At 67.9% G+C, this 24,877-nt stretch carries 15 protein-coding genes and 2 pseudogenes; 10 read left to right on the forward strand and 7 right to left on the reverse strand.

Features of this window, described 5'->3' with window-relative positions:
• Positions 1-11: 11 nt before the first annotated feature.
• Positions 12-1,187, reverse strand: a complete 1,176-nt coding sequence (locus HXX10_RS21770; protein WP_296525190.1) for a VWA domain-containing protein — start codon at positions 1,185-1,187, stop codon at positions 12-14.
• A 208-nt stretch (positions 1,188-1,395) separates the two neighbouring features.
• Here HXX10_RS21770 and HXX10_RS21775 point away from each other — a divergent pair, with 208 nt between their 5' ends.
• The 7 genes from HXX10_RS21775 (at position 1,396) to HXX10_RS21805 (ending at position 12,216) form a co-directional block, all read left to right on the forward strand.
• Positions 1,396-2,145 carry a sulfite exporter TauE/SafE family protein gene (locus HXX10_RS21775; protein WP_296525191.1) on the forward strand — a complete coding sequence of 250 codons (750 nt, stop codon included), beginning with the start codon at positions 1,396-1,398 and terminating at the stop codon, positions 2,143-2,145.
• A gap of 124 nt (positions 2,146-2,269) precedes the next feature.
• Positions 2,270-4,372 carry a hypothetical protein gene (locus HXX10_RS21780; RefSeq protein ID WP_296525193.1) on the forward strand — a complete coding sequence of 701 codons (2,103 nt, stop codon included), beginning with the start codon at positions 2,270-2,272 and terminating at the stop codon, positions 4,370-4,372.
• 491 nt (positions 4,373-4,863) lie between these two features.
• Complete coding sequence (locus HXX10_RS21785) at positions 4,864-6,870, forward strand: FAD-dependent oxidoreductase (RefSeq protein ID WP_296525195.1); 2,007 nt, start codon at positions 4,864-4,866, stop codon at positions 6,868-6,870.
• Positions 6,871-6,872: 2 nt separating this feature from the next.
• On the forward strand, positions 6,873-8,717 hold the full coding sequence (locus HXX10_RS21790; RefSeq protein WP_296525197.1) for a [FeFe] hydrogenase, group A: 1,845 nt from the start codon (positions 6,873-6,875) through the stop codon (positions 8,715-8,717).
• A 367-nt stretch (positions 8,718-9,084) separates the two neighbouring features.
• A complete protein-coding gene (locus tag HXX10_RS21795) occupies positions 9,085-10,074 on the forward strand; it encodes a tripartite tricarboxylate transporter substrate binding protein (protein WP_296525199.1) in 990 nt (329 codons plus the stop codon).
• A gap of 270 nt (positions 10,075-10,344) precedes the next feature.
• Positions 10,345-11,487 carry an alpha/beta fold hydrolase gene (locus HXX10_RS21800; protein WP_296525201.1) on the forward strand — a complete coding sequence of 381 codons (1,143 nt, stop codon included), beginning with the start codon at positions 10,345-10,347 and terminating at the stop codon, positions 11,485-11,487.
• Between the two features lie 33 nt (positions 11,488-11,520).
• On the forward strand, positions 11,521-12,216 hold the full coding sequence (locus HXX10_RS21805; RefSeq protein ID WP_296525202.1) for an isochorismatase family cysteine hydrolase: 696 nt from the start codon (positions 11,521-11,523) through the stop codon (positions 12,214-12,216).
• 185 nt (positions 12,217-12,401) lie between these two features.
• Here the strand turns inward: HXX10_RS21805 and HXX10_RS21810 are convergent, their stop codons facing one another.
• Both HXX10_RS21810 and HXX10_RS21815 read right to left on the reverse strand, forming a co-directional pair.
• On the reverse strand, positions 12,402-15,695 hold the full coding sequence (locus HXX10_RS21810) for an autotransporter domain-containing protein (RefSeq protein ID WP_296525204.1): 3,294 nt from the start codon (positions 15,693-15,695) through the stop codon (positions 12,402-12,404).
• A 281-nt stretch (positions 15,696-15,976) separates the two neighbouring features.
• Positions 15,977-16,117: pseudogene (locus HXX10_RS21815) on the reverse strand (ferredoxin--NADP(+) reductase); the annotation flags it as partial.
• Between the two features lie 153 nt (positions 16,118-16,270).
• Here HXX10_RS21815 and HXX10_RS21820 point away from each other — a divergent pair.
• The gene (locus HXX10_RS21820) at positions 16,271-19,939 is read left to right on the forward strand and encodes an AAA family ATPase (protein WP_296525206.1); all 3,669 of its coding nucleotides are present in this window, start codon (positions 16,271-16,273) and stop codon (positions 19,937-19,939) included.
• A 102-nt stretch (positions 19,940-20,041) separates the two neighbouring features.
• Here the strand turns inward: HXX10_RS21820 and HXX10_RS21825 are convergent.
• Positions 20,042-20,200 (reverse strand): annotated as a pseudogene (locus HXX10_RS21825) (ferredoxin--NADP(+) reductase); the annotation flags it as partial.
• Between the two features lie 61 nt (positions 20,201-20,261).
• Positions 20,262-20,885 carry a GntR family transcriptional regulator gene (locus HXX10_RS21830; protein WP_296525208.1) on the reverse strand — a complete coding sequence of 208 codons (624 nt, stop codon included), beginning with the start codon at positions 20,883-20,885 and terminating at the stop codon, positions 20,262-20,264.
• Positions 20,886-21,307: 422 nt separating this feature from the next.
• Here HXX10_RS21830 and HXX10_RS21835 point away from each other — a divergent pair, with 422 nt between their 5' ends.
• The gene (locus HXX10_RS21835) at positions 21,308-22,435 is read left to right on the forward strand and encodes an asparaginase (RefSeq protein WP_296525210.1); all 1,128 of its coding nucleotides are present in this window, start codon (positions 21,308-21,310) and stop codon (positions 22,433-22,435) included.
• Between the two features lie 40 nt (positions 22,436-22,475).
• Here HXX10_RS21835 and HXX10_RS21840 read toward each other — a convergent pair whose 3' ends face one another.
• Complete coding sequence (locus HXX10_RS21840; protein WP_296525212.1) at positions 22,476-23,504, reverse strand: NAD(P)/FAD-dependent oxidoreductase; 1,029 nt, start codon at positions 23,502-23,504, stop codon at positions 22,476-22,478.
• Between the two features lie 133 nt (positions 23,505-23,637).
• On the opposite strand from HXX10_RS21840, the gene HXX10_RS21845 reads away from it, so the two are divergent.
• On the forward strand, positions 23,638-24,099 hold the full coding sequence (locus HXX10_RS21845) for a thioesterase family protein (protein WP_296525214.1): 462 nt from the start codon (positions 23,638-23,640) through the stop codon (positions 24,097-24,099).
• Between the two features lie 263 nt (positions 24,100-24,362).
• Here HXX10_RS21845 and HXX10_RS21850 read toward each other — a convergent pair whose 3' ends face one another.
• The gene (locus HXX10_RS21850; protein ID WP_296525216.1) at positions 24,363-24,683 is read right to left on the reverse strand and encodes a 2Fe-2S iron-sulfur cluster-binding protein; all 321 of its coding nucleotides are present in this window, start codon (positions 24,681-24,683) and stop codon (positions 24,363-24,365) included.
• Positions 24,684-24,877 lie beyond the last annotated feature (194 nt).

Raw genomic sequence — 24,877 nt, forward strand, 5'->3', positions numbered from 1 at the left:
GTCGCGCTTGACTACCTCACCAGCTCCCGCATCGCCCGGTCCAGCCCGTCGAGCGTCAGCGGGAACATGCGGCCGCCCATGAGCTGGCGGACCATGCGAATGGACGACGTGTACTCCCACTGCTCCTGCGGCACCGGGTTGAGCCACACGCAGGCCGGATAGGTCCGCGTCACCCGCTCCAGCCACACTTGCCCGGGCTCCTCGTTCATGTGCTCGACCGAGCCGCCCGGAGTCACGATCTCATACGGGCTCATCGAGGCGTCGCCGACGAAGATCACCTTGTAGTCGTGCGGATAGGTGTGCATCACGTCGAAGGTCGGCGTGGTGTGGTCCCAGCGCCGCTTGTTCTCCTTCCACACCCGCTCGTACAGGCAGTTGTGGAAGTAGTAATATTCGAGGTGCTTGAACTCCAGCCGCGCCGCCGAGAACAGCTCCTCGGTGAGCGCGATGTGCCAGTCCATCGAGCCGCCGACGTCGAAGAAGGCCAGCACCTTCACGGCGTTGTGGCGCTCGGGCCGCATGTGGATGTCGAGATAGCCCTTGTGGGCCGTGCCCTTGATGGTGCCGTCGAGATCGAGCTCTTCCGGCGCCCCGGTGCGGGCGAATTTTCGCAAACGTCGCAGCGCAATCTTGATGTTGCGGGTACCGAGCTCGACGGTGTCGTCGAGATCCTTGAACTCGCGCTTGTCCCACACCTTGACGGCGCGGAAATTGCGGTTGGTCTCCTGGCCGATGCGGATGCCTTCGGGGTTGTAGCCGTAGGCGCCGAACGGCGAGGTGCCGCCGGTGCCGATCCACTTGCTGCCGCCCTGGTGCCGCCCCTTCTGCTCGGCGAGACGCTGCTTGATCGTCTCCAACAGCTTGTCGAGGCCGCCCAGCGCCTCGATCTGCGCCTTCTCCTCCTCGGTGAGGTATTTTTCCGTGAGCTTCTTGAGCCAATCGGCCGGGATCTCCGCCGCCGCGGCGTCGCCCGTGGTCTCGAAGCCCTTGAACACGGTGCCGAAGACGCGGTCGAACTTGTCGAGATTGCGCTCGTCCTTCACCAGCAAGGCGCGGGACAAATAATAGAAGTCCTCCACCCGGCGCGCGGCGAGGTCGGCATCCATGGCCTCCATCAAGGTGAGGTACTCGCGCAGCGTCACCGGCAGGCCGGCGCTCTTGAGTGCGTGGAAGAAGCTCACGAACATCACGCTCTCCTGGCAAGCGACCGGGCTGGCGAAGGACCGAGGCGCCGGGGCCGATCGGCCGCCAGTATAGCGGCGCCGGCCGGCCGGTCGAGCAAGGCCGGTCGCACCGATCGCACCGCGCCGGCCGATTGCCGCACGGGCTCGCCCGCGGCTAGGATGGGATACGCCTCGGTTCCCGTGGCCAGCCTCACTGGCGGCACCCTCCTCCATGCTCGACCTCTCCACGATCCTCGCCACGCTGGCGATCATCCTGTTCGCCGGCACCGTGAAGGGCGTCGTCGGGCTCGGCCTGCCGGCGCTGTCGATCGGGCTCCTGGGCCTGATCATGCCGCCGGCCGAGGCGGTCGCGCTGGTGATGGTGCCGGCGCTGGTCACCAACATCTGGCAGATGTGTGCCGGCCCGCATTTGTCCGCGCTGACGCTGCGGCTGTGGCCGCTGCTCCTCTCCGGCTTCCTCGCCACGCTGGTCGGCCTGTGGACCGGGTTCCTCGCCGCCGATCACGGCGGCGCCGCCAGCGCGGCGATCGGCGCCGTGCTGGTGACCTACGGCGCGCTGGGCCTGAGTCCGCTGCGGCTGTCGGTTCCGCCCCGGCGCGAGCCGTGGCTCGCCCCGGTCATGGGCGCCGTCTCGGGCCTGGTCGCCTCGTTCACCGGGATCGTGATGGTTCCGGCCGTGCCCTACATGGAGGCGCTGGGCCTGCGCCGCGACGAGCTGGTGCAGGCGGTCGGGCTGTTCTTCACGGTGTCGAGCGCCGCCCTGCTGCTCGGCCTCGCCCAGGCCGGCGTGATGGGGACCTCGGTGGCGGCCCTGTCGGTCGCCTCGCTGGTGCCGGCGGTCGCCGGCATGGCGGCCGGCCAATGGGTGCGCCGGCGCATCCGGCCGGACGCCTTCCGGGTGGTTTTCTTCCTCGGCCTGATCGGGCTCGGCATCCACCTCCTGGCGCGCGTTGTGCTTTGAACGGCCATGCCCTTTGGCCCGCTGGCGCGCCCACGACCTCGTCGGCGACACGGTTCCGCCTCGATCTTGCCGCGCCGGCGTAGTGAACGAGGCGCAGGCTGGGCACAGCCGGCAGGAGATCGATATGCGTTCGTGGCAAAACGGGCTTTTGGGGATGGCGCTCGCGGTGGGCGTCGCCTCCGCCGTGACGGCGCCGGCCATCGCGCAGACGCCGCTCGCTCCGCCCCCCGCCGCCACCCAGGTGCCGCTCGCCCCGCCCCCGACCGACGCTGCACCGACCGACACCGCGCCGCCCGCCGCCCCCCTGCCGGAGCCGGCTGTCGGCGTGTCCATCGACTGGCAGGTCCGCAACGGCTTCCGGCTGTTCCGCGACGAGCGCGACTTCGTGCGCCATGCGGCGGCCGAGCGCGGCCGCACCGTGCTGGCGGCCGAGCAGACGCTGGCCGTCGACACCGGCGGACGCGGCTGGGCGCGCGACACCGTGGTGCGGCTGTGCACGGACGCGGCCGGCCGCGTCATCGACGAGTGCATGCGCGACGGCGTGCGCGAATCCTACCTGAACCCGGCCGACCACCGCATCGAGGCCCGCGTCACCGGCGCGGTCGAGCCCGAGGCCCAGTGCAGTTGGACCTTCGAGGACGGCGACAGCCTGCCCCGCAGCCTGACGGCGAGCTGCCGCGAGCCCGTGAACCTGCGCGCCGGCTACGGCAAGCCGACCGTCGCGGTGGTCGACATCGCGGTGCCGGGCGGCGTGCCGCGCCGGGCCACCACCGAGATCCTGGTGCAGGACCTGCTGATCGCCGGGATCGGCGACTCGATCGCCTCGGGCGAAGGCAATCCGGACCGTCCCGTGGTGCTGTCCGACGAGGGTTTCTGCTTCCGCCGCTTCATCGCCTCCGGCCGCAACGAGTTCTTCCGCCCCGGCCGCTACGGCTTCAAGGGCGACAAGGCCTGCGACTCGGGGCGCGGCGCCGACAACGACCGGGCCGAATGGGCCCGCCTGTCGGCCCGCTGGATGAGCGCGCCGTGCCATCGCTCGCTCTACAGCTACCAGCTCCGTGCCGCGCTGGCGCTGGCGATCGAGAACCCGCGGATCGCCGTCACCTTCCTGCCGCTCGCCTGCACGGGCGCGACCATCGAGGTGGGCCTGTTCGGCGGCCAGGCGGCGCGCGAGCTCAACTGCGGCGCCAACGGCGCCACCGCCTGCCCGAGCCGGGTGCCGGGACAGATCGCCCAGCTCCGCGACCTGCTGGCCAAGGCGCAGAAGACCCAGCCGCAGCGCGCCCTCGACCTCGTGTTCCTGACCGTCGGGGCGAACGACGTCGACTTCTCGGGGCTGGTCGCCGATGTCATCATCGAGTCCGCCGGCGAGCGCGGGCTGTTCCGGCGCGCCGGCGTCATCGGCAGCATCGAGGCGTCCCAATCGGCCATGGACACCACCCTGCCGACCGGCTTCCACAAGCTGCGCGGGGCGCTGAAGCCGCTCGTCGGCGGCAACCTCGACCGGGTCGTCTACGTCTCCTACGGCCATCCGGCCCTGAGCCCGAACGGCGGCGCCTGCCCGACCAGCCGCGACGGCTTCGACGTCCACCCGGCCTTCGGGGTCGATGCCGACCGCCTCGCCCCGGTGGCGCAGTTCGTCCAGAGCCGCTTCTTCCCCCGCCTCAAGGCGCTCGCCACCTGCTCGGGCGGCGTCGTGTGCGGCGATCCGGGCCGCGAGCGCATGACCTTCGTCGACGCCCACCAGAGCGCCTTCGCCGACCACGGGTTCTGTGCCCGCTCCGCCAACGACCCGGCCTTCGACCAGGAATGCTTCTCGCCGGCCGGCACCAGCTTCGCGGCCGGGCCGGTCGAGGGTGCGAGCGCGCCGCTCGGCTGCGGGGCTCGGCCGAGCGACTTCCGCCCCTATGCGCCGCGCGCCCGCTGGATCCGCACGGCCAACGACAGCTATTTCGCCGCCATGACGTTCCCGGAGGGCGTCTCCGCCACCATGCAGCCGAACGACCTGCACGACGCCACCTGGGGCGTGCTGTCGGCCGTCTATGGCGGCGCCGTCCACCCGACCGCCGAGGGCCATGCCGCGATGGCGGACGCCGCCCTGCCGGCCGCCCGCGCCGTGCTGCGGCTGCCGCAGCCCGACACCTCGATCGTCGCCGAGCCTCTCCCGGCGCCCGCGCCCGGCCCCGAGCCGATGGTGCCGCAGACCGCCGGCCAGCCGCCGCGCTGAGGCGGCGCGCCGCCGCGCCGAGGCGCCGCCGGCCGTCGTTCTGATATTTACTGATTTCTCTGAATGCGGGAATTCAGTCTTTCTGATTCTCCTGAGTTCTGATTTCGCCGAACTGAACAAACGAGCGCCGCCCCTTTCATTCGCGTGCCGGTCGACACGAGACGTCATGTAGCCCCCTCCGGCTATACCTGTCTCGCATGCCTGCCCGTGCAAACCGGTTCCGCGGCCCCCGAGGCCTTGCCTTCATGGCGCGCCGCCGTCACTGCTGCGGTCACCCCCCGACACGTCCGCAGGGGCGGGCCGACCGGCCCGCTCCCTCGAACGGAACCTTCACGGCCCTCCCGTCGATCGCGACCGGCCTGGCGACGGTCGCGTGTCGACGACGAACCGCGGGTTCCCCCGGATTTAAGAGACGGCCGACCGGAGTATGGTGGTCGCATCGCGGCCGACAGACTCGAGGGCCGGCCGGGCGCCAGAGAAACGGGCAGCCCATGACCGAAGTCAGCTACGGCGTCTGGGACGGCGTCGTCTACGACAGTCGCGACGGCACATCGTCGCGACGGGACAGCGAGCTCCCCCCGCTCGCCAATTTCGACGTCTTCGACGAGCACAACCGCATCCGCGCCTTCTTCGGCGACCGCGGCTTCTTCATCTTCGACGAGAGCGTCAGCCTCCTCGACGCGCTGTGGCGCCAGATGGTGGAGGCGGCGGACCAGTCCTGCGGCAAGTGCACGCCGTGCCGGATGGGCACCGTGCTGGTGCGCGACGCGCTCGACGCACTGCGCCGGGGCGAGAGGAGCCGGCTCGGGCTCGCCGACATCGAGATGCTGGCCGAGCAGATGACGGCGACCTCGATGTGCGGCCTCGGCCAGACCTGTGCGCGCGCCCTGCTGGCGGCGCTGCGCAGCTTCCGCGAGGTGATCGAGGCCGAGCTCGCGCGCGGCCCGCAGCCCGAGCAGCACGGCATGGCCTACATGACGGCCCCCTGCATCGAGGCCTGCCCGTCGCGCATCAACGTGCCGCGCTACATCGACTACATCCGCGACGGCAAGCCCGAGCACTCGCTCGGCGTGATCCTGCAGAAATACCCGATGGCCGCCACCTGCGGGCGCGTCTGCGTGCGGTTCTGCGAGATGGCCTGCCGGCGCAAGTTCGTCGACGAGGCGGTCGGCATCAAGACGCTCAAGCGTTACGTCGCCGACCAGCAGTCCGGACCCAACGCGCTGACCTTCGGCCGCGAGCTGATCTCGCAGCCGCTCGGCGCCGACATGCGGGTCGCGGTGGTCGGGGCCGGGCCGGCCGGCGTCTCCTGCGCCTATCACCTGCTGCTGCACGGCTACCACGTCGACATTCTGGAGGCGATGAGCGAGCCGGGCGGCATGGCGGCGATCGGCATTCCGGCCTACCGCCTGCCCAAGCACGTGCTGCACGCCGAGACCGACATCATCACCGAGCTCGGCGGCCGCTTCTTGTTCGACCGTGCGCTCGGCAAGGACTTCTCGATCGACGACCTGTTCGCCCGCGGCTACCGCGCCGTGTTCCTGGCGATCGGCTGCCAGCAGGGCATCAGCCTCGGCGTCAGGGACGAGGATCCGACCATGCCGGGCTACAAGTCCGGCATCGGCTTCCTGCTCGAGGTGCACGACCACGTCGCCAAGCTGCGCACGATCGCGCTCCATGGCGAGGTCATCGTGGTCGGCGGCGGCAACGTCGCCATGGACTGCGCCCGCTCGGCGCTGCGCATGGGCGCCGAAAAGGTCCACGTCGTCTACCGCCGCACCCGCGAGGACATGCCGGCCGACTCGGAGGAGGTCGAGGCCGCGATCGCCGAGGGCATCGTCTTCCACTTCCTCACCAACCCGGTGCGCGTGGTTTCCGAGGATGGCCGCATCGTCGGCGTCGAGGTCGCCACCATGCAGCAGACCGCGCCCGACGGGCAAGGCCGCCGCAATGTCGCGGCGGTGCCCGGCACCGAGCGCATCATGGGCTGCACGACGCTGATCGCGGCGATCGGCCAGCAGGTCCGCAAGGGCTCGCTGACGACCGAGGACGGCATCAAGTTCGACCGCTGGAACTGCGTCGCCGTCGACACGGTCGACCTGTCGACGTCGCGGCCCGGCGTGTTCGCCGGCGGCGACTGCGCCTCCGGCCCCTCGACCCTGATCCACGCGATGGCCAACGGGCTGAAGGCGAGCCGCAGCATCGACGACTGGATCCGCCTCGGCCATATCGCCTTCCAGCCGCGCACCCGCATGCGCGAGCTGCTCAACGACAACCGCATGCTCGCCGACGACGCCGTCGAGGTGCCGGTCAAGCCGCAATACCGCGTGCATCACCCCGAGCTCGACCCGTCGGTGCGCAAGCAGATGTTCGAGGAGGTCGAGCAGACCATCAGCCCCGAGCAGGCCTATCGCGAGGCCAAGCGCTGCATGCGCTGCTACCGCACCTATTCGGTCATCACCGAGAACGCGATCGCCAACATCTCGAACGGAGCATGACGATGGACACCAGGGACATGGTCATGCCGGCCGCGACGGAGCTGACTGCGACGATCAACGGCACGGCCGTGACGGGCCGCAGCAACGAGACCATCCTGGAATGCGCGCGGCGCCACGGCGTCTACATTCCGACGCTGTGCGAGCTGCACGACATCGACCACGCGCCCGGCACCTGCCGGGTCTGCCTGGTCGAGATCAAGGTAAAGCACGCCGACAAGACGCACCTGGTCGCCTCGTGCACGACGCCCATGCAGGAGGGGCTCGACATCCACACCCGCACGCCCGAGCTGCGCGAGATGCAGCGCCTGCAGGTCGAGCTGCTGCTCGCCGACCACGACCAGGACTGCGCCACCTGCATCCGCCACGGCAAATGCGACCTGCAGGACGTCGCCCAGTTCGTCGGGCTGCGGCAGAACCGCTTCTACGATCCCGCCCGCGTCGCGGCGCGGCCGGTGGACGAGTCGTCGCCCGCCCTGATCCGCAACATGAAGCGCTGCATCCGCTGCCAGCGCTGCATCGCCATCTGCCGCGACGGCCAGGGCGTCGACGCGCTGATCCAGATCAACAGCGGGCTGGAGACCGCGGTCGGGCTGCGACATGGCCTGACCCAGAAGAATTCCGCCTGTGTCACATGCGGCCAGTGCGTGCTGGTCTGCCCGACCGGCGCGCTCGGCGAGCGCGACGAGACCGACCGTGCGCTGGAGATGATGTACGATCCCGAGCTGATCACGGTCGTGCAGTTCGCCCCCGCCGTGCGGGTCGGCTTCGGCGAGGAGTTCGGCCTGCCGCCCGGCACCAATGTCGAGGGCCAGATCATCACGGCGCTGCGCCAGCTCGGCGCCTCGATCGTGCTCGACACCAACTGGGGCGCCGACCTCGTGATCATGGAGGAAGGCACCGAGCTGCTGCATCGGCTCGCCGAGCGCAAGCGCCCGACCTTCTCGTCGTGCTGCCCGGCCTGGATCAATTTCGTCGAGCGGCACTATCCCGACATCATGCCGATGCTGTCGTCGACCAAGTCGCCGCAGCAATGCGTCGGCGCGCTCGCCAAGACCTATCTGCCCGAGAAGATGGGGATCGACCCGGCGCGCATCCGGGTGATCTCGATCATGCCCTGCATCGCCAAGAAGGACGAGATCGTCCGCCGCCAGCTCGTCCATGACGGCGTGCCCGAGGTCGACGTGGTGCTGTCGACGCGCGAGTTCGCCCGGATGCTGCAGCGCGAGCGCATCGACCTGAAGTCGCTCGAGCCGTCCACGTTCGACAACCCCTACATGAGCGAGTACTCGGGCGCCGGCGCCATTTTCGGCACCACGGGCGGCGTCATGGAGGCGGCGATCCGCACCATGTACTACGTCGTCAACAGCCGTGAGCTCGAGCACATCGAGATCGAGCAACTGCGCGGCTTCGAGGGGGTGCGCACCGCGACGGTCGAGCTCGGCGGCGAGATCGGCCCCGTGAAGATCGCCATGTGCCACGGCCTGAAACCCACCCGCCAGATCGTCGAGCAAATCCGTGCCGGCAAGTCGGATCTCGATTTCGTCGAGGTCATGGCCTGCCCGGGCGGCTGCGTCGACGGCGGCGGCACGCTGCGCTCCAAGAAGGCCTATCTGCCATACGCGCTGAAGCGCCGCGAGACCCTGTTCGCCATCGACCGCAACCGGCCGGTGCGCCAGTCGCATCGCAACGAGCAGGTCCAGGCGCTCTATCGCGACTATCTGGGCGCGCCCAACTCCGAGAAGGCGCACCACCTGCTGCACACTTATTATACCGACCGCAAGATCGAGATGACCCAGACGGTCCGCGAGGTGTGGGCCGACATCAAGATGATCGGCAAGGTATATTAGGCCGGCTCTCGACGGAGATGAATCGACCGACAAGCCCCGCTCGTCCCCGCGAAAGCGGGGACCCGGAGTTCTGGGCGTGGCCCCTGGATTCCCGCTTTCGCTGGAATGAGCGGAGTGTGGGTCGAGATCGGCGAAGAGTGCTTCAGGCGGAGCGAGCAGAGCCGATTCACGGCGCGGCAGACGCGGCGGCGCAGTGCCACAGCGTCATGTTTCGCGCAGCGAATTCGAATCACGACATGCAGCGCTCTCCGGCGCGCGCTTTGCCGCACCGACAGGCGGCTTGTCATGCGCTCCGGGCGGTGACACTTCTTCAAGTCCCCCCGACGGAGCGCAACGCCGCTCCACCCCGCACGATCAGGAGCAGACCATGTCGCTGCGCCACCGTCTCGTCGCTGCCGCCGTCGCCGCCGTCGCGGCAGCCGCCCTCCTCGCCGCAGCCGCCGCGCCGGCCGGCGCACAGGACTTCCCGAACCGCACCATCAAGATCGTCGTGCCGTTCGCGGCCGGCGGCGGCGTCGATACGCTCGCCCGGCTGCTGGCCGAGCGGATGCAGGCCCGGCTCGGCGTCAACGTGATCGTCGAGAACCGCGCCGGCGCCAGCGGCACGCTCGGCGGCCAGAGCGTCCAGCAATCGACGCCGGACGGCTATACGCTGCTGTTCTCCTCGAACACGCATTCGATGACCAAGCAGGTGATGGCCAAGCCGCCCTACGACCCGGTCACCGACTTCGTCTCGATCGCGCGGGTCGGCGCGGCGCCGCTGCTCACCGTGATGTCGACCAGGATGCCGCAGAAGACGCTCGCCGAGGTCGCCGCCGCCGCCAAGGCCAATCCCGACCAGTGGACCGCCGGAACCCCGGCGCTGGGGTCGCCCGGTCACCTCGCCACCATCGAGTTCATGCGGCTCACCGGCACCAAGCTGACCGTGACGCCCTATCGCGGCACCGCGCCGGCGCTCACCGACGTCGCCGGCGGCCACATCCAGCTTCTCACCGACGCCATGGTGGTGCTGCTGCCGATGGCGCGCGACGGTAAGGTCAAGGCGATGGCGATCACCACGTCGAAGCGCAGCACGCTGGCGCCCGACATCCCGACCGCGGCCGAGAGCGGCGTTCCCGGCCTCGAGGTGATCTCGTGGTACGGCGTGTGGGGGCCGCTCGGCATCCCGGCCGACGTGGTCCAGAGCCTCAACAAGGCCATCCAGGACGCGACGCGCGAGCTCGCCTCGTCGGGGCGGCTCACCGAGATCGGGGTCGAGCCGATCTACGAGACGCCGGAGGCCTTCGCCAAGTTCATGGCGACCGACGTCGCCCACAATGCCGAGCTGCTGGCCTCCGTCGGCTTCCAGCCGCAGTGAGGCGATGACGAGACGCGCGTCTCGATCGTTCGCTCGTCCCCGCGAAAGCGGGGACCCAGGGCATCGACACGACGCGCCACGCATATGAAGCGTCATGCGCGGGCTCGACCCGCGCATCCATCACACTTCGCGAAAACGCCTTGTTCGCAGAATGATGGATCGCCGGGTCGAGCCCGGCGACGACGCCGAGACAAGACGTCGTGCCTCGCCTGACGATGCGCCTCGTCCCGCGCAAAAATCCTCCGCCGCCGACCTGCAGAGAGCCCTCCCATGACCATGTTCCGCTACTTCCCGGGCCACGACGGCTGGTCTTATCACTTCGCCGCCCGCATCGTGAATGTCTGCCAGATGGGCGGCGCCGACTTCCATCGCTGCCACCGCATCGCCGAGCGCATCACGGTCGGCGACGGCGAAAGCTGGTTCACCGAATGGAACGCCGCCGGCGAGGAGCGCGAGGCGAAGGCGCACGAGGAGCACGCGCGCGGCCGCCCGCTGACGGCGCGCGAGGCCTTCCTGCACGCCCACAACTATTTCCGCACCGCGCAGTTCTTCCTGCCCGGCACCGATCCGCGCAAGGCCGAGGCCTATCTGCGCTGCGTCGCCTGCTTCCATGCGGCGCTGCCCTTCTTCGACAATCCGCCCGAGCGCGTCACCTTCCCGTTCGAGGGCTCGCATCTGTCGGGATACTACTGGCGGCCGCTCGGGCCGGCGCGAGCCCGCCACGCCGCGGTCGCCTATCTGGGCGGCGTCGACATCATCTCCGAGGAGCTGTGGTTCTTCGCCGCCCGGCAGATGCTGGAGCGCGGCTTCGGCGTGCTGTGCTTCGACGGCCCCGGCATGGGCGAGCCCCTGCGGGTGCGCGGCATCACGGCGCGGCCCGACTACGAGGTCGCCATCACGGCGGCGGTCGACTATCTGGTCGGCCGGCCGGACGTGGATGCCGGTAAGATCGCCTTGGTCGGGCAATCGATGGGCGGCTATTACGGTGGACGCGGCGCCGCCATGGAGCCGCGCCTGCGCGCCGCCGTCCTGTGGGGCGCCTGCTACGACATGCTCGACGACATCTACGATTTCTGGCCGGCCGTGCGGCCCCAGATCGAATGGGTGATCGGCGCCAGCAACGAGGCGGAGGCCCGGGACAGACTGAAGGCATTCACGCTGAAGGGCGTGCTGAAGAACGCCACATGCCCCGTGATGGTGACGCATGGCGAGGCCGACACGCTGGTGGCCGTGCAGGCTGCGCAGAAGACCTATGCGGATTTGCCCGAACCCAAGCATCTTCGGATCTGGACCGAAGCCGAAGGCGGGGCCATTCATTTGATGAACGATAATCGGACCGACGCGGTGCCTTACATGCTCGATTGGCTGCGAGATGAGGTCGACCGCCCGCGCGGCACAACAATATTCCCGTAAATCCCTTTCCCCGCCCCCTTCGGAGCCCGCCGCATGCACAAGGTCGTCATTCCTGAAAAGGTCGTCGCCCGGGTGATCAAGCGTCAGGGACGCTGGAACGTACACGACGACGTCCCGCCGAACCGGACCACCTTCGTGGTGATCGACATGCAGAACTATTTCATGGCGCCCGGCCAGCAGGTGGAGATCCCGGCGGCGCGCGACATCGTGCCGAACGTCAACCGGCTCGCGCAGGCGCTGCGCCGCGCCGGCGGCCTGGTCGTCTGGATCCGCACCGTCTCGAACGAGGACTCGTTCACCAACTGGTCGCACTTCCACGACGTGCTCAACACGCCGGAGCGCCGCGCCCGGCGCGCCGCCGCGTTGGCGGAGAACGCGTTCGGCTCGCAGCTCTGGCCGGGGCTCGACGTGCAGCCCGGCGACCTCGTGGTGCGCAAGACCCGTTACAGCGCCTTCATCCAAGGCTCCTCGCCGCTCGAGCTCGAGCTTCGCAAGCGCGGCATCACGGCGGTGTGGATCGGCGGCACCTCGACCAACACCTGCTGCGAGAGCACGGCGCGCGACGCCATGCTGCTCGACTTCCGCACCACCATGGTGAGCGACGCCAATGCCGACCACACCGACGACGAGCACAACGCGACGCTGATCAATTTCTGCATCAATTTCGGCGACGTCGCCGCGACGGACGATTTGGTCGGCCGGCTGCAGAAGGTCCAAGCGGCGGAGTGACCGCGGCGCGATGATGCAGCGTCGGCCCGGACACCTCATACCGACGGCCCGAACTCTCGACTCGTCATTCGCGGGCTCGACCCGCGAATCCATCCTCGAAAAAACTCCGTGTTTCGAAGAGATGGACCGCCGGATCAAGTCCGGCGGTGACGACCGAGACGGGTCGGCACCACTTGCCCTTGGTATCACCAAGCGACGCTGAGCGAGCCCATGCCGGACCAGACCTGGGCCGAGCCGGCGAACTGACCGTCGAAGCTGCCGCGCAACGTGATGCCGCGTGAAAGCTTCAGTTCGGCACCGGCCGAGACCAGCGCCGCATCGCGGCCGGCGGAGGCGCCGAGCACCGTGAAGCCGCTCGCCGGGCCGAGCGTCACGAAGCTCGCGGCGATCGACCGCTCGGTCGAGTAGTCGTGCGCCCAGCCGAGCCGGCCACGCAGCGTCAGCGCCGCGTCGACGCTGCGCCAGGCGAGCGCATCGAAGCGCGCGCCGAGCTCGCTGCGCGTGTCGACGGTGCGGTTCTGGTCGTAGCGCAGCGCGAAGGCGGCGAGGCCGGTGGCGTCGGTCTCGGCGTAGGTCGGCGTGCGGAACGCCTGGGTTCGGATCGCCGCGAATGGCGTGATGCCGATGTCGGACGGCAGTGCGAGGCGCCAGCCGGTCTCCAGCCGGCCGCCGATCGCCTGGCCGGAGAAGTCGGCGAGCAGCCGGTCGGTGACGCCGGGGATCGCGACGATGCGGTCGGTGTGCAGGTCGTGCCAGCCGGCGGCGAGCGCGGCCGAGACATAGCCCGGCCCCGCCCGGTACGAGCCGTAGGCGCCGAGCTGGATGCTCTCGCTGCGACCCGAGCCGATCGAGCCGAGCCGGTAACTGGCCTCGCCGCCCGCCAGCGCGACGCCGAGCACGGCGTTCGGCGCGACCAGATAGTCGGCGCCCCCGGCGATGCCCCAGTTGCGCACGCCGAGGTCGTGGCTGCCGACCGTGCTGTCGCCCCGGAACGTGGCGTCGCCGCCATAGCCTCCGGCCCAGACGCGCCAGCGCGGCGCGACGTCGGGCACCAGCGACGGCGCCTTGACGAACGTGCCGATCGCGGCGACGGCGGGGCTCGTCGGACGCGCCGGGCGCGAGGGCTCCGCATAGGCGAGTGCCGGCCCGACCCCGCCGGCGCCGGTCGCCCGGCCGCCGGCGAACGGATCGAGCATCAGCTCGAGGAACTGGTCGGTCTGGCGGAACGCGGCCTGCGCCGCGCCGGTGCCGATCTCGCCGGAAAGCTGGGTCAGCCCGCCCGGCACGGCGGAGGAGAGCAGCAGCGCGCTGAAGGCACCGCTCATCCCGGCGCCGCTGTTGAACACGCGGTCGAGCGCCACGCCGACCGCATGCTGGTTCGTGTTGAAGCCCGGAGCGCCGCCGAGGTTCAGGGTCAGGGTCAGGCTCACATCGGTCGGCGTGTAACCGAGGCTGGCGGCGAAGAAGGCCGGCAGGTTGTTGGTGATCAGGCTGCCGAACGTGCCGCTGCGGCCGCCGTCGGCATGCAGGATCGTGTAGCTGCGCGGCACATAGGCGCCGGGAGAGAACACCGCCTGCACCGTCCCGGCGAGCGTCGCCGTGCCGGCGACGTTGGTGCGGTCGGCGGCGCTCGGCGACACCTCGACCAGATAGGTGCTGCCCGACCCGAGGGTGAGGTTGCCGGCGATCGTGATGGTGCCGATCGAGTTCCCGGGCGACAGCGTGCCGTTGGTGATCGCCGTGGTGCCGACCGTGCCGCTGCCACCGAGCGCGCCGCCGTCGAGCGTGACGGCGCCGACCGTGCCGTTCACCACCAGGGTGCCGCCCTGCACCGTGAAGGGCGAGGCGGCGAGCGTGCCGGCGACGATCAGGGTGCCCTGCTGGACGGTCCAGGGCAGCGCGGCGGCGTTGGTGCCGGTCAGTGTCCAGGTCGACGCGCCGACCTTGGCGAAGGTGCCGAAGCCGTCGTACTGGGCGCCGACGCCGATCAGGCCCGCGTCGAAGGTGCCGATGCCGGAGCCGCCGAGCCGCAGCGTCTGGCTGCCGGTGCCGAGCACGCTGCCGACGATCACGCTGGTCGGGGCGAGCGTGAGCGTCCCGCCGCTGCTGCAGCCGCAGAACTCGATGGCGGCGAAGCCGCCCGTGATGGTGCCGCTGTTGTAGATGCTGGTGCCCGTTCCGGCCGAGATGCCGAAGGTCGTGCCCGCGATGGTGCCGGCATTGACGATGGTGCTGTAGTCGCCGGCGCTGACGGCGTAGTCGCCCGAGATGACGCCGGTCGCCGTGTTGGTCAGCGTCAGCGGCCCGATCGTGGCGACGCCGGCCCCGAACGACGCCCCGCCCGCGATGGTGCCGCTGTTGGTCACGGTCGTGTTGCCGAGGACCTGGATCGCCACGCCGTTCGCCGTGATGCTGCCGGCATTGACGACCGTCATGTCGCCGAAGGACGCGATCGCCTGTGCATCCCCCGCGATGACGCCCGAGGCCGTGTTGGTGACGCTGCCCGTGTAGGTGAAGATCGCGGCTCCGCCCGAGCCGGTCCCGGTGATCGAGCCCGAATTGGTGACATCGACCTGGTTGCCGAAGATCGCAGTCCCGCCGGGGCCGGTCGCGGAGATCGTGCCGTAATTGGTGACGGTGAGGACCGGGGACTGCGAGCCCGACACGGCCGTGTAATCGGCCGTGATCGTGCCCGAGGCGTAGTTGGTGAGGGTCAGCGCATTGGCGCTGATGGCCGTTCCGCCGGAGCCGGGGACAGCGGCCGAGATGGTGCCGTAGTTTTCGATGGTCGCCGTGTTGGCGCTGATGGCGTAGCCGTCGGCCGTGATCGTGCCGGTCGCGGTGTTGGTGAGGTTGACAGTGTCGCCGAAGATCCCGGTGCCGCCGCCGCCGACCACGCCCGAGATCAGCCCGGAATTGCTCACCGTCATGGTGCTCGGGCTACCGGCCGCCTGGATCGCGGTCACGCCCTGGATGACCCCGGCCGCCGTGTTGGTGACGACCAGAGTGCCGCCCGAGATGTTGATGCCGGCCTGGTCGGTGTTGGACGGAATGACCAGGTCGACGCGGCCGATCGTCCCGGAGTTGACGACCGTCAGGTCGCCGGCCGCGTTGATCGCGTAGAGGTTGCCGATCCCCGAGCCGCCGGTCGTGATGGTCCCGGCATTGGTGATGGTGTTGCCGACGCCGACATCGACGCCGATCGAGGTGCCGGTCACCGAGGCGCCGGACTGCACGGCGATGGTGACGCCGGTCTGGGTGCCGCCCCCGTAGCCGGTGTTGGAGCCCGGTCCCTGGTCGGTCGTCGTCCCGGTGCAGGTCACGGCGACGCCGTCGCCGGTCGGTGGCGAGCAGATCGCATGGGCGGGGCGATCCGCCACGACCAGGCCGGCCCAGACCATCAGCGCGGTGGCGCAGACGCTCCGCGCCGGCGCGGCCGCCGCACGATCGCCAGGGTAATTCCATCGAACACGCACCATCGGACGCCCCCCGAGGCTGTCGGCGCGGCGTTGACCGCCGCACCCGCCCCAATGTCCCGCCGGCACAACTAGCCCGCCCGCCTAGTAGGAATGGAACGGGACATCGAGACAACCCGATCGGAGTAGGTCCGAGTCGAAATTCGCCCGAATGTGGTATTGAGGTCACGCCTCGCCCAAGACGTGCCGACCTCCGACGAGATCGACGCGGCGGCAGCGGAGGGTGACGGCCGGGCTCGTCGGCTCGGGGCGGGATCAGGTGGGGGGCGGATCGCGCGCGGCGCTCAGGCGACGCCGAGCTTCTTCTGCAGGCTGGTCGACGAGGTCGTGTACTGGAAGACGACGCGCTTCTCCGGGAAGACGTAGCGGGCGGCGGCCTGCGCCATCAGGGCGCCCTCGTGAAAGCCCGACAGGATTAGTCGAATATGGTAAGAGGTCAAAAGAAGGGCCGGGCAACTATGGTGACAACAAAACTCACACCGCGCGTGCCGCGGAGTCATCTGTCCGTCCGTGTGCCCTGGCACGATGCCGCCTGGGACGGCACGGTCTGCCGCGCACCGCGCCACAACTCGAGTTGCTTGGCGCTCAATCGCATTGGCGCTGCCAAGAACGATGAAGTTGAGGAGCCGCATGCCGGCCAGTTTCTTGATTCGGTTCCACGTGACGAAGCTCCGCCATGTTTCTCGGAGCGCGTGAGCTTTCTGTCGGCCAGACCACAGCATCGTCTCGCACGCCATGCTTACGCGCGAACCAGCGATGATCATCGTCACATCCGTGACACCCTCTTTCTTCATCCGGCCTTTTCGGCGGCCGCCACCCCCTTCGGCTGGCTTCTGAAGGACCGCGCATGGGGTGAAAAGTGGAAGAAGGGCTCGATCGACGCCAATGCTCTGGCCGAGCGTTGGGGCATCGACTCCCATCCCGAATATGAACCTGACACTCCTGACTGGCTTTACGATCGGCCCTGGATCCAAGGCCATCGCAACCAGCAGGGCCTGCTCGACGCATTCTTCTCGGCCCTTGAGCCGAAAGAGAGTCTCGTCTTTTTCTACGCCAAGCGAACACCTCTGCTCGACGACGATCAATGGATGATCGTGGGAGCCGCCAAGGTGACGTCGATCGGCGACTTGCGCGAGTGGGATTATGAACCCGGCGCCACCAGCCCGATCCGCTCCTATCTGTGGGAGCGAAGCGTCTGCCATACGTTGCGCCCAGACGGGTCGGGCGGAGTTCTCCTTCCCTTGCACGAGCTGCTTAAGCACGCCGAGGCCGATCCCGCCCTCGACATAAGTGACTGCATCGCCTTCGTGCCGCCTGAATATCGGTCGGAATTCTCCTACGCGAGCGAGTTGGTCTCGCAGGGCACCGCGATCTCAGCGCTACTGGCAATGAAAGAGGCGCTCGCGACCTTCGGCCGTCGCTTCGGCGGCGCTTGGGGATCGCAACTGAAATGGATAGATGAACGACTCGGCGAACTATGGGAGCTTCGCGGGCCGTATCCGGGACTAGGATCGCTTCTCACGGCGCTCGGCGTGCCGCACGGCCATCAACTCGCTCAGCACGCCTGGTCGCTCGCCGGCAAAAACGGCGACACTTGGACCGCGCTCGGCAAGCTTGTTGCGGCACCGGCTACAGCGCCGCGTGATCTGGCACCGCAGCTTGCCGCGCTCAAGGATATTTGGGCCTACCTGCATTCAAGTATAGGCGCCAGACGGCGAACGCTGGCCAAGCTGCTGGCCCGGGTCAATCTGTCATCGGAGCAAGCAGCACGCTGGTGGGATCCAGCCGCGCGCAGCGCCGCTGATTTGAGCTATGTCGGTAAACCGATTGCGGACGATGCGATCGTCGCCAATCCCTATCTCTTCTTCGAATGCGATCGAGGACAGGTCGATCCGATAGCCTTCCGCACGGTCGACCAGGCGGTTTTCCCTCAAGCCGCCGTGCTCGACGCCCACCCGGTGCCGGCGCCGTCCGCCATGACAGGCCCGGTCGATGGTCGGCGTCTGCGCGCAGCGACCCTCTCGGTGCTCGAAGAGGCCGCCAACGATGGGCATACGCTCCTGGGACGCGACATGGTCCTCGCCGCGGTCAAAGGCCTCGCCATCGAGCCTCCGCTTCCAGCGACCACCGATCATTTCGAGATTCATAGCGAGGCGCTCAAGCCGCAGATCGAGCATTGCACGCTTGATGATGGCGCCCCGGCATTCCAGCTTGACCGCCTCGCGGCGGCGCGGACGCTCATCGAGCGAACGGTCGTCAAACGTGTTCGACAAGGCAAGCGCCTCGACGTTCCGGTCGATTGGCGAGCCATGCTGGATAGCAATCTGCCAGGTTCCGCGCCCAATGGGTCGCTCGAAGACCAGGGCCGCCACGAGAAGGCAGCGGCGCTTCGGGAACTTGCAGCGTCCCGGCTGTCGGTCCTGATCGGCGCCGCCGGCACCGGCAAAACAACTCTGCTAAGGTTTCTCTGCCAGGCGGATCCGATCAAGAACGCGGGCGTGCTGCTGCTTGCGCCGACGGGCAAAGCGCGAGTCAGACTGCAAACGCAAACCGGGATTTTGGCGAAGACTCTCGCCCAATTTCTGCGGCCTCGGCGATATCGCGAAGCGACGCAAAGCTACCACGTGATTGGCGATCTGGAGCGCTCTTCAGGGCATAAGACGGTGATCGTCGACGAGGCGTCGATGTTGACTGAAGAGCAGTTGGCCGCACTCATCGACGCATTGAGTTCTGTCGACCGCATTATATTGGTCGGCGACCCCAGCCAGTTGCCGCCAATCGGTGCGGGTCGGCCGTTCGTCGATATCGTCTCGTTGCTCGCCCCGGAAATCGTCGCACCAAGAGCGCCAAAGGTTGCGCCAGGCTACGCGGAACTGACCGTTGGTAGTCGGCAACGCGGCGCCGACCGCAGGGACTTAGAGCTTGCCGACTTGTTCAGCGGGCGAGCTTCGGGACCCGCGAGCGACGAGATCATTTCGCACCTCTACACCGGCTATAATGGAGACCATTTGCGTCTCTGCCTGTGGTCGTCCCCCTCTGACCTTGCATCACTTCTTCCCAAGATCGTGGCGGAGGAACTCTGCATCGACCCGGCCGATCGCGAGGCGTCTTTCTCCGAGCTTGCGCTCGGAGGCACGCGCAGCGGTGCCCATGTCTATTTCAACTTTTGGTCGTCCGGGCCGGCCGCCGACAAATGGCAGATCTTATCGCCGCTGCGAGGTGACGCCGCCGGCACGCTGCTGACCAACCGGCTCGTCCAGAAATATTTTCGCGGCGAGACCCGCAAAGCCGCCGAACTGGCTGATCGTCGCTACGCCAAGGTTTCCCCGCCTATGGGCAAAGACGGCATCATATACGGCGACAAGGTGATCAACCTTGGCAACCACCGGAGGACCTGGGTTTATCCGGACGCGGACTCGGACGGCAACGCTTCGCTTTGCTACGTCGCGAACGGCGAGATCGGCATCGCGACCGGACCCTTTAGAAAGAAGGGCAAAAAAACGAACCTCAACAACGTCCGCGTCACTTTCTCCTCGCAACCAGGCTTTGAATACACCTATTGGCCCAGCGATCTCGGCGAAGACGGCAGCCTGCTCGAACTAGCCTACGCGCTGACCGTCCATAAGGCTCAGGGTAGCGAGTTCGACACGGTGTTCGTAGTTCTGCCCAATCCCTGCAGAATCCTGTCTCGAGAGCTTCTCTACACAGCGCTGACCCGTCAAAGCCGACGACTCGTGATCTTGTGTCAGGGCGACCCGCATCGGCTGGTTGATTTCCGACACCTGTCCGACGCGGCCCGCCGCCTCACCAATCTATTCGGACCACCTCGACCGATCGTCGTTGGCACGCAGATTTTTGATGGCAAACACATTCACCGCTCAAGCCGCGGCGAATTGATGATCTCCAAATCGGAAGTGATAATCGCCAACGAGCTGCAAAGCGCCGGTCTTGATTACGCCTATGAACGTCCACTCATCGTCTCTGACGGCAGCCGTCGATATCCCGACTTCACGATCGAGGACGCGGAAACCGGGAGCATCTGGTATTGGGAGCATCTCGGCATGAAGGGAGATGCCGAATATGATCGGAAGTGGGCGCTAAAGCTCCAGTGGTATCGGGACAATGGGATCCTGCCAGAAGAGGCGGGCGGTGGCCCCAACGGCATCCTGGTAACTACCGAAGAGCTCGATGGTATCCAGACCGACCAGATCATGGCGCTGATCGCCAAGATCAAGGATGGTGCCTAGGGTTGCCCACCTTACTCGCACGTAGGCGATCATCGCGGCCTTGGAGAGCCTCGGATAGTCGCGGCGGCATTCGCGGGCCGACGGCGAGAATGTCATAGCGCTCAGCTTCAGCTTGCCAGGACAGGTGTCGATGGCGTCGACGACGAACAGGCCGGGCACACTGGTCTCGAACTCCTCGGTGTCGACCGCGACCAGATTGTCCTTCAGGGCGACGCCCCGGTTCGCCACCGGGCCGAGCTTCATGGTGAGGCCGAGAGGAACCGCAGCATCGCCTCGCACGGCACCTCGCGCCGGCGCCGTGGTCCCGGCGCCGTCGTCCCCGTCAAAACGCTTGGATGTGGTTGAAAATTGTCCGGTCGAGTTCGTAGGGATCACGCCGCTCGATGGCATCGACCATGGCGAAATGTTCTGCTGCACTCGCCGCAAGTCCCTCGCGGGTCCCCCACCGTCCGGGAGTACCGACATAACTCTGTATCCGCAGGCCGTCGATCAGGCGGGACAGGACGGGGTTCTTGGCCAGTCTGTAGACTGCCCTGTGAAAATCGGCATTGGCGGTGGTCTGCTGGGCCCGGCTGCTGGTGCCGGCTGCGGACTTGAACGCCGCAGCGAGCGTGCGCAACTCGACGATGTCGTCGGCCGTCGCATTCGCGATCACGAACGGGACTGCGCTGCGTTCCAGCGTCATCCTGACGAAACGCAACTGTGTCTGACTGTATTGCTCCTGGACACAGACGCGAAAGCCCGAGTTGTGCTGATGCTCGACGATCCTCAGGCTCTTGAGCACAAGCAGGGCCTGCCGGACGTAGAAGCGGGTGGTGTTGTACGTTTGTTCAAGGCTGGACAGCTTGAGCTGCTCGCCGAATTTGTAGACGCCGAGATTTATGTCCGCCTGAATCCTGCCGACCACGTCTTCCACATGCTCGGCTGACTCTTTCGACTTGCCCATTTCGGTCCGGCGTCAGACAGGCGTTTCACGAGGCCCGGCGGTACCATAACTCCTCGTCGCAGGCCAGAACCGGCCCCGACAGGCGGGCGCCTTCTCGCGCCCCCGAACCGGCCCTGTTCAGCCCAGGCGCGACGGACACCGCGTTCAACCGCCACGACGAGCGACGGCTCAGAGCCGGGCGCAGACCCGCCGCACTTGGCGAGCAGCAATTTTGTGCGCAAAAATATTGACCGGCGGCAAAGCCAGCCATATGAGTCGACGCCGGGCGGCGAATAAATACTGAAATAGGGCCATCGACGAGCGCTGCCCGACCGGCAGCGAGGTGCGTGGCCCATCATTGTGCGCATAAAATTCGACGGGCCTGTCGTACCGTCACCAATCCGGCGCTGATGCCGCCGCCACCGCCGAAGGAAGGATGTCTCATGCCGATGGTTCAACGCGATGCGCTCGCGCGCATCCGGGCCGACCTCGCCACCTGTGTCGCCGTCGGCGGCATGCTCGCCGCGTTCGCCTGCGCTCATCCGGTCCGGGCGGCCGACAGCACCGTGGCCGCATCGAACAAGCCCACCATCGTGGTGATCGGAACCGGCGGGACCATCGCGGGCGCCGGCAAGTCGTCGACCGACACGTCGACCTACGCGACCGCCGCCGTCGGTGTGGACACGATCGTCCAGGCCGTGCCGGAGCTGGCCGCGATCGCGAACGTCCGCTCTGAACAGGTCTTCCAGGTCGGCAGCAAGAGCATCAACGACGATCTCATCATCAAGCTCGCAAAGCGGGTGAACGAGGTCCTGAAGCGGGACGACGTCGCCGGCGTCGTGGTCACCCACGGCACAGACACGCTGGAGGAATCCGCCTATTTCCTCAATCTGACCGTGAAGACCACCAAGCCGATCGTGTTCGCCGCCTCGATGCGGCCGTCCACCGCCCTCAGCGCCGACGGGCCGCTGAACCTGTTCGATGCGGTCGTGGTGGCGAGCAGCAAGGAGGCGGCCGGCAAGGGCGTGCTGATCACCATGAACGACGAGATCCACACCGCACGCGACATCGTGAAGACGAACACGTTCAAGACCGATACGTTCAAGTCGCCCTACGGCCCGCTCGGCTATGTCGTGGAAGGGAAGGCCCTGTTCTATCGCAACACGGCGCGGCGCCACACGGGCGATTCCGAATTCGACATCGAGACGATCGATCGTCTGCCGCGCGTCGACATCACCTACAGCTACAGCAGCAGCGACGCGGCCGCCTACAACGCCTTCGCGGCGGCCGGCACGAAGGCCATCGTGAACGCCGGAACCGGAAACGGCAACGTGTCCGACTCGCTGGTGGAACCGCTCGGCGCCATCCGCTCGCGCGGCGTGTTCGTCGTGCGGGCGTCGCGCACGGGCAGCGGAACCCTGTATCGCGGCCCTTCCTTCCAGGACGACGACAAGCGCGGCTGGATCGCGGTGGACGATCAGACAGCCCCGAAGGCGCGGCTGCTCATGGCGCTCGGTCTGACGAAGACCCAAGACGTCGACGCCCTGCGGGCGCTGTTCACCCGCTACTAGAGTGGTGTCGGGCGACGGATCGGATCGCGCTCGGCGCGGCTCAGGCCACGCCGAGCTTCTTCTGCAGATTGGTCGACGAGGTCGTGTACTGGAAGACGACGCGCTTCTCCGGGAAGACGTAGCGGGCGGCGGCCTGCGCCATCAGGGCGCCCTCGTGAAAGCCCGACAGGATCAGCTTCAGCTTGCCCGGATAGGTGTTGATGTCGCCGATGGCGAACAGGCCGGGCACGCTGGTCTCGAACCTCTCGGTGTCGACCACGACCAGATTGTCCTTCAGGGCGACGCCCCAGTCCGCCACCGGGCCGAGCTTCATGGTGAGCCCGAAGAACGGCAGCATCGCCTCACACGGGATCGTCGTGGTCGAGCCGTCATTGCCGCGCACCACGGCGCCCGACAGCGCCCCGCCCTCGCCCTCGAGCGCCATCACCTGGCCGATGATCAGGTCCATGGTGCGGCTCGCCACCAGCGCCCGCATCTTGTTGACGCTGTCGGGCGCGGCGCGGAACTCGTCGCGCCGGTGCACCAGCGTGATGCGATGGGCGACCGGCTGCAGGTTGACGACCCAGTCGATGGCGGAATCGCCGCCGCCGACGATCATCAGCCGCTTGTCGCGAAACTCCTCCATTTTCCGCACGGCGTAGAAGACGGAGGAGCCCTCGTAGTCCTCGATGCCCTTGATGGGCGGGCGCTTGGGCTGGAACGAGCCGCCGCCGGCGGCGATCACCACAACCTTGGCCTCGAGCACGGTGCCGCGATCGGTCGTGCAGCGAAACAGCGGGTCGCCGATCCGCTCGATCGTCTCGACCATCTCGCCGAGATGGAAGGTCGGGTCGAACGGGGCGATCTGGGCCATCAGGGCGTCGGTGAGGCCCTGGCCGGTGATCCGGGGCACCGCCGGAATGTCGTAGATCGGCTTTTCCGGATAGAGCTCGGCGCACTGGCCGCCGACCTTGTCGAGCACGTCGACCAGATGGGCCTTGATGTCGAGCAGGCCCAGCTCGAACACGGCGAACAGCCCGCAGGGGCCGGCCCCGATGACGAGCGCGTCGGTCTTGATCGGTTCGGTCATTGGCTGATCCCGGTGATAACCACACGGCGCCCGTGCGCCGGAGAACGCCTTGCGGGCGCGCCCGCCGCGTCGTTTAAGAGCGTCGGCTCGATCTCCCGGAGCCCTTAGGACACCCCCGCGAGGACTGCAACCCGTGCCTGACGACAAGACCCGGCAGCGGCGCCAGCCGCCGCACCCATCCGATTTTCCCCACCACGTCGTGCATACGATAAGGTTCCGCGACCTCGACCCGCAGAGCCACGTCAACAACGCGGTCTTCGTCACCTTCTTCGAGGCCGGTCGGGTCGTCCTGCTGCGCGATCCCCGCTACGGAATGCGGGTGCCGGGCGCGACCTATGTGCAGGCGAGCATCACGGTCGACTACCTGGCCGAGTTGCACTGGCCGGGCGACGTGCTGATCGGCACCGGGGTGGAGCGGCTGGGACGCAGCTCGCTGGTCTTTTCGCAGGGCCTGTTCACCGGCGAGCGCTGCGCCGCGCTGTGCCGCAGCACGCTGGTGATGGTCGACGCCGAGACCCGCAAGCCGCGCCCCTTCCCGGACGATCTCGCCGCCCGCATCCGCGCCGGCGCCCCGGCGATTCCCGAGGTGGGGTGAGCCATCCGTGAAAGCCGTCATGCGCGGGCGCGACCCGCGCATCCATCACTCGCGCAAAAAGACGTTTATTCGCAAGACGATGGATCGCCGGGTCAGGCCCGGCGACGACGCCGAGAACAACCGCGTCCGTCGTGCTCCGCGCAGGCGGAGCACCCAGTACGCCGCAGCGTCTGGGGTGAAACAAAAGACTCCGGTGGATACTGGGTCGTCCGCCTGCGCGGACGACGACGACCGGCAGGCTTTGCGCCGCCACAAGCGGCAGGTCAGGCCTGTCGCTCCGGCGTCTGCAGGACGAGGCCGTCGAGCTCCTCGCGCACCTTGATCTGGCAGGACAGCCGCGAGTTCGGCCGCACGTCGTAGCCGAAGTCGAGCATGTCCTCCTCCATGGCGGTCGGCGGGCCGACGATCTCGCCCCAGGCCTCGTCGACATAGACGTGGCAGGTGGCGCAGGCACAGGCGCCGCCGCACTCGGCCTCGATGCCGGGCACGCCGTTCTTGATGGCGGTTTCCATGACGGTCGCACCCGGCTGGGCCTCGACCGTGCTGGACGATCCGGTGAAGCTGACGAACGTGATCTTGACCATGAGGCTTTGCGGGTCGCTCGAAAGGGCTTGTGGACGCGAGAGGACGATGACCGGACCCGGCGCCCGTGGCGGACGGATGAAACCGGCCGCCCTCTATAAAAGTTCGGATGGCCGGACGCCAGCGTCCCGGGTTTCGGGTTTCGGGCCGGGACGTCGGTTGCCGCAACCCCGCATGACCGCGCCCCAAACACCAG

Origin of the sequence: Rhodoplanes sp. (assembly GCF_013377085.1) — a bacterium.
GTDB lineage: Bacteria > Pseudomonadota > Alphaproteobacteria > Rhizobiales > Xanthobacteraceae > Rhodoplanes.

Excerpts from the sequence above, each read along its gene's own strand:
- HXX10_RS21840 (WP_296525212.1), bottom strand. The coding sequence starts at position 23,504 with ATGACCGAACCGATCAAGACCGACGCGCTCGTCATCGGGGCCGGCCCC.
- HXX10_RS21805 (WP_296525202.1), top strand. The coding sequence starts at position 11,521 with ATGCACAAGGTCGTCATTCCTGAAAAGGTCGTCGCCCGGGTGATCAAG.
- HXX10_RS21790 (WP_296525197.1), top strand. The coding sequence starts at position 6,873 with ATGGACACCAGGGACATGGTCATGCCGGCCGCGACGGAGCTGACTGCG.
- HXX10_RS21800 (WP_296525201.1), top strand. The coding sequence starts at position 10,345 with ATGACCATGTTCCGCTACTTCCCGGGCCACGACGGCTGGTCTTATCAC.
- HXX10_RS21835 (WP_296525210.1), top strand. The coding sequence starts at position 21,308 with ATGCCGATGGTTCAACGCGATGCGCTCGCGCGCATCCGGGCCGACCTC.
- HXX10_RS21770 (WP_296525190.1), bottom strand. The coding sequence starts at position 1,187 with ATGTTCGTGAGCTTCTTCCACGCACTCAAGAGCGCCGGCCTGCCGGTG.
- HXX10_RS21850 (WP_296525216.1), bottom strand. The coding sequence starts at position 24,683 with ATGGTCAAGATCACGTTCGTCAGCTTCACCGGATCGTCCAGCACGGTC.
- HXX10_RS21785 (WP_296525195.1), top strand. The coding sequence starts at position 4,864 with ATGACCGAAGTCAGCTACGGCGTCTGGGACGGCGTCGTCTACGACAGT.
- HXX10_RS21810 (WP_296525204.1), bottom strand. The coding sequence starts at position 15,695 with ATGGTGCGTGTTCGATGGAATTACCCTGGCGATCGTGCGGCGGCCGCG.
- HXX10_RS21830 (WP_296525208.1), bottom strand. The coding sequence starts at position 20,885 with ATGGGCAAGTCGAAAGAGTCAGCCGAGCATGTGGAAGACGTGGTCGGC.
- HXX10_RS21795 (WP_296525199.1), top strand. The coding sequence starts at position 9,085 with ATGTCGCTGCGCCACCGTCTCGTCGCTGCCGCCGTCGCCGCCGTCGCG.
- HXX10_RS21775 (WP_296525191.1), top strand. The coding sequence starts at position 1,396 with ATGCTCGACCTCTCCACGATCCTCGCCACGCTGGCGATCATCCTGTTC.
- HXX10_RS21780 (WP_296525193.1), top strand. The coding sequence starts at position 2,270 with ATGCGTTCGTGGCAAAACGGGCTTTTGGGGATGGCGCTCGCGGTGGGC.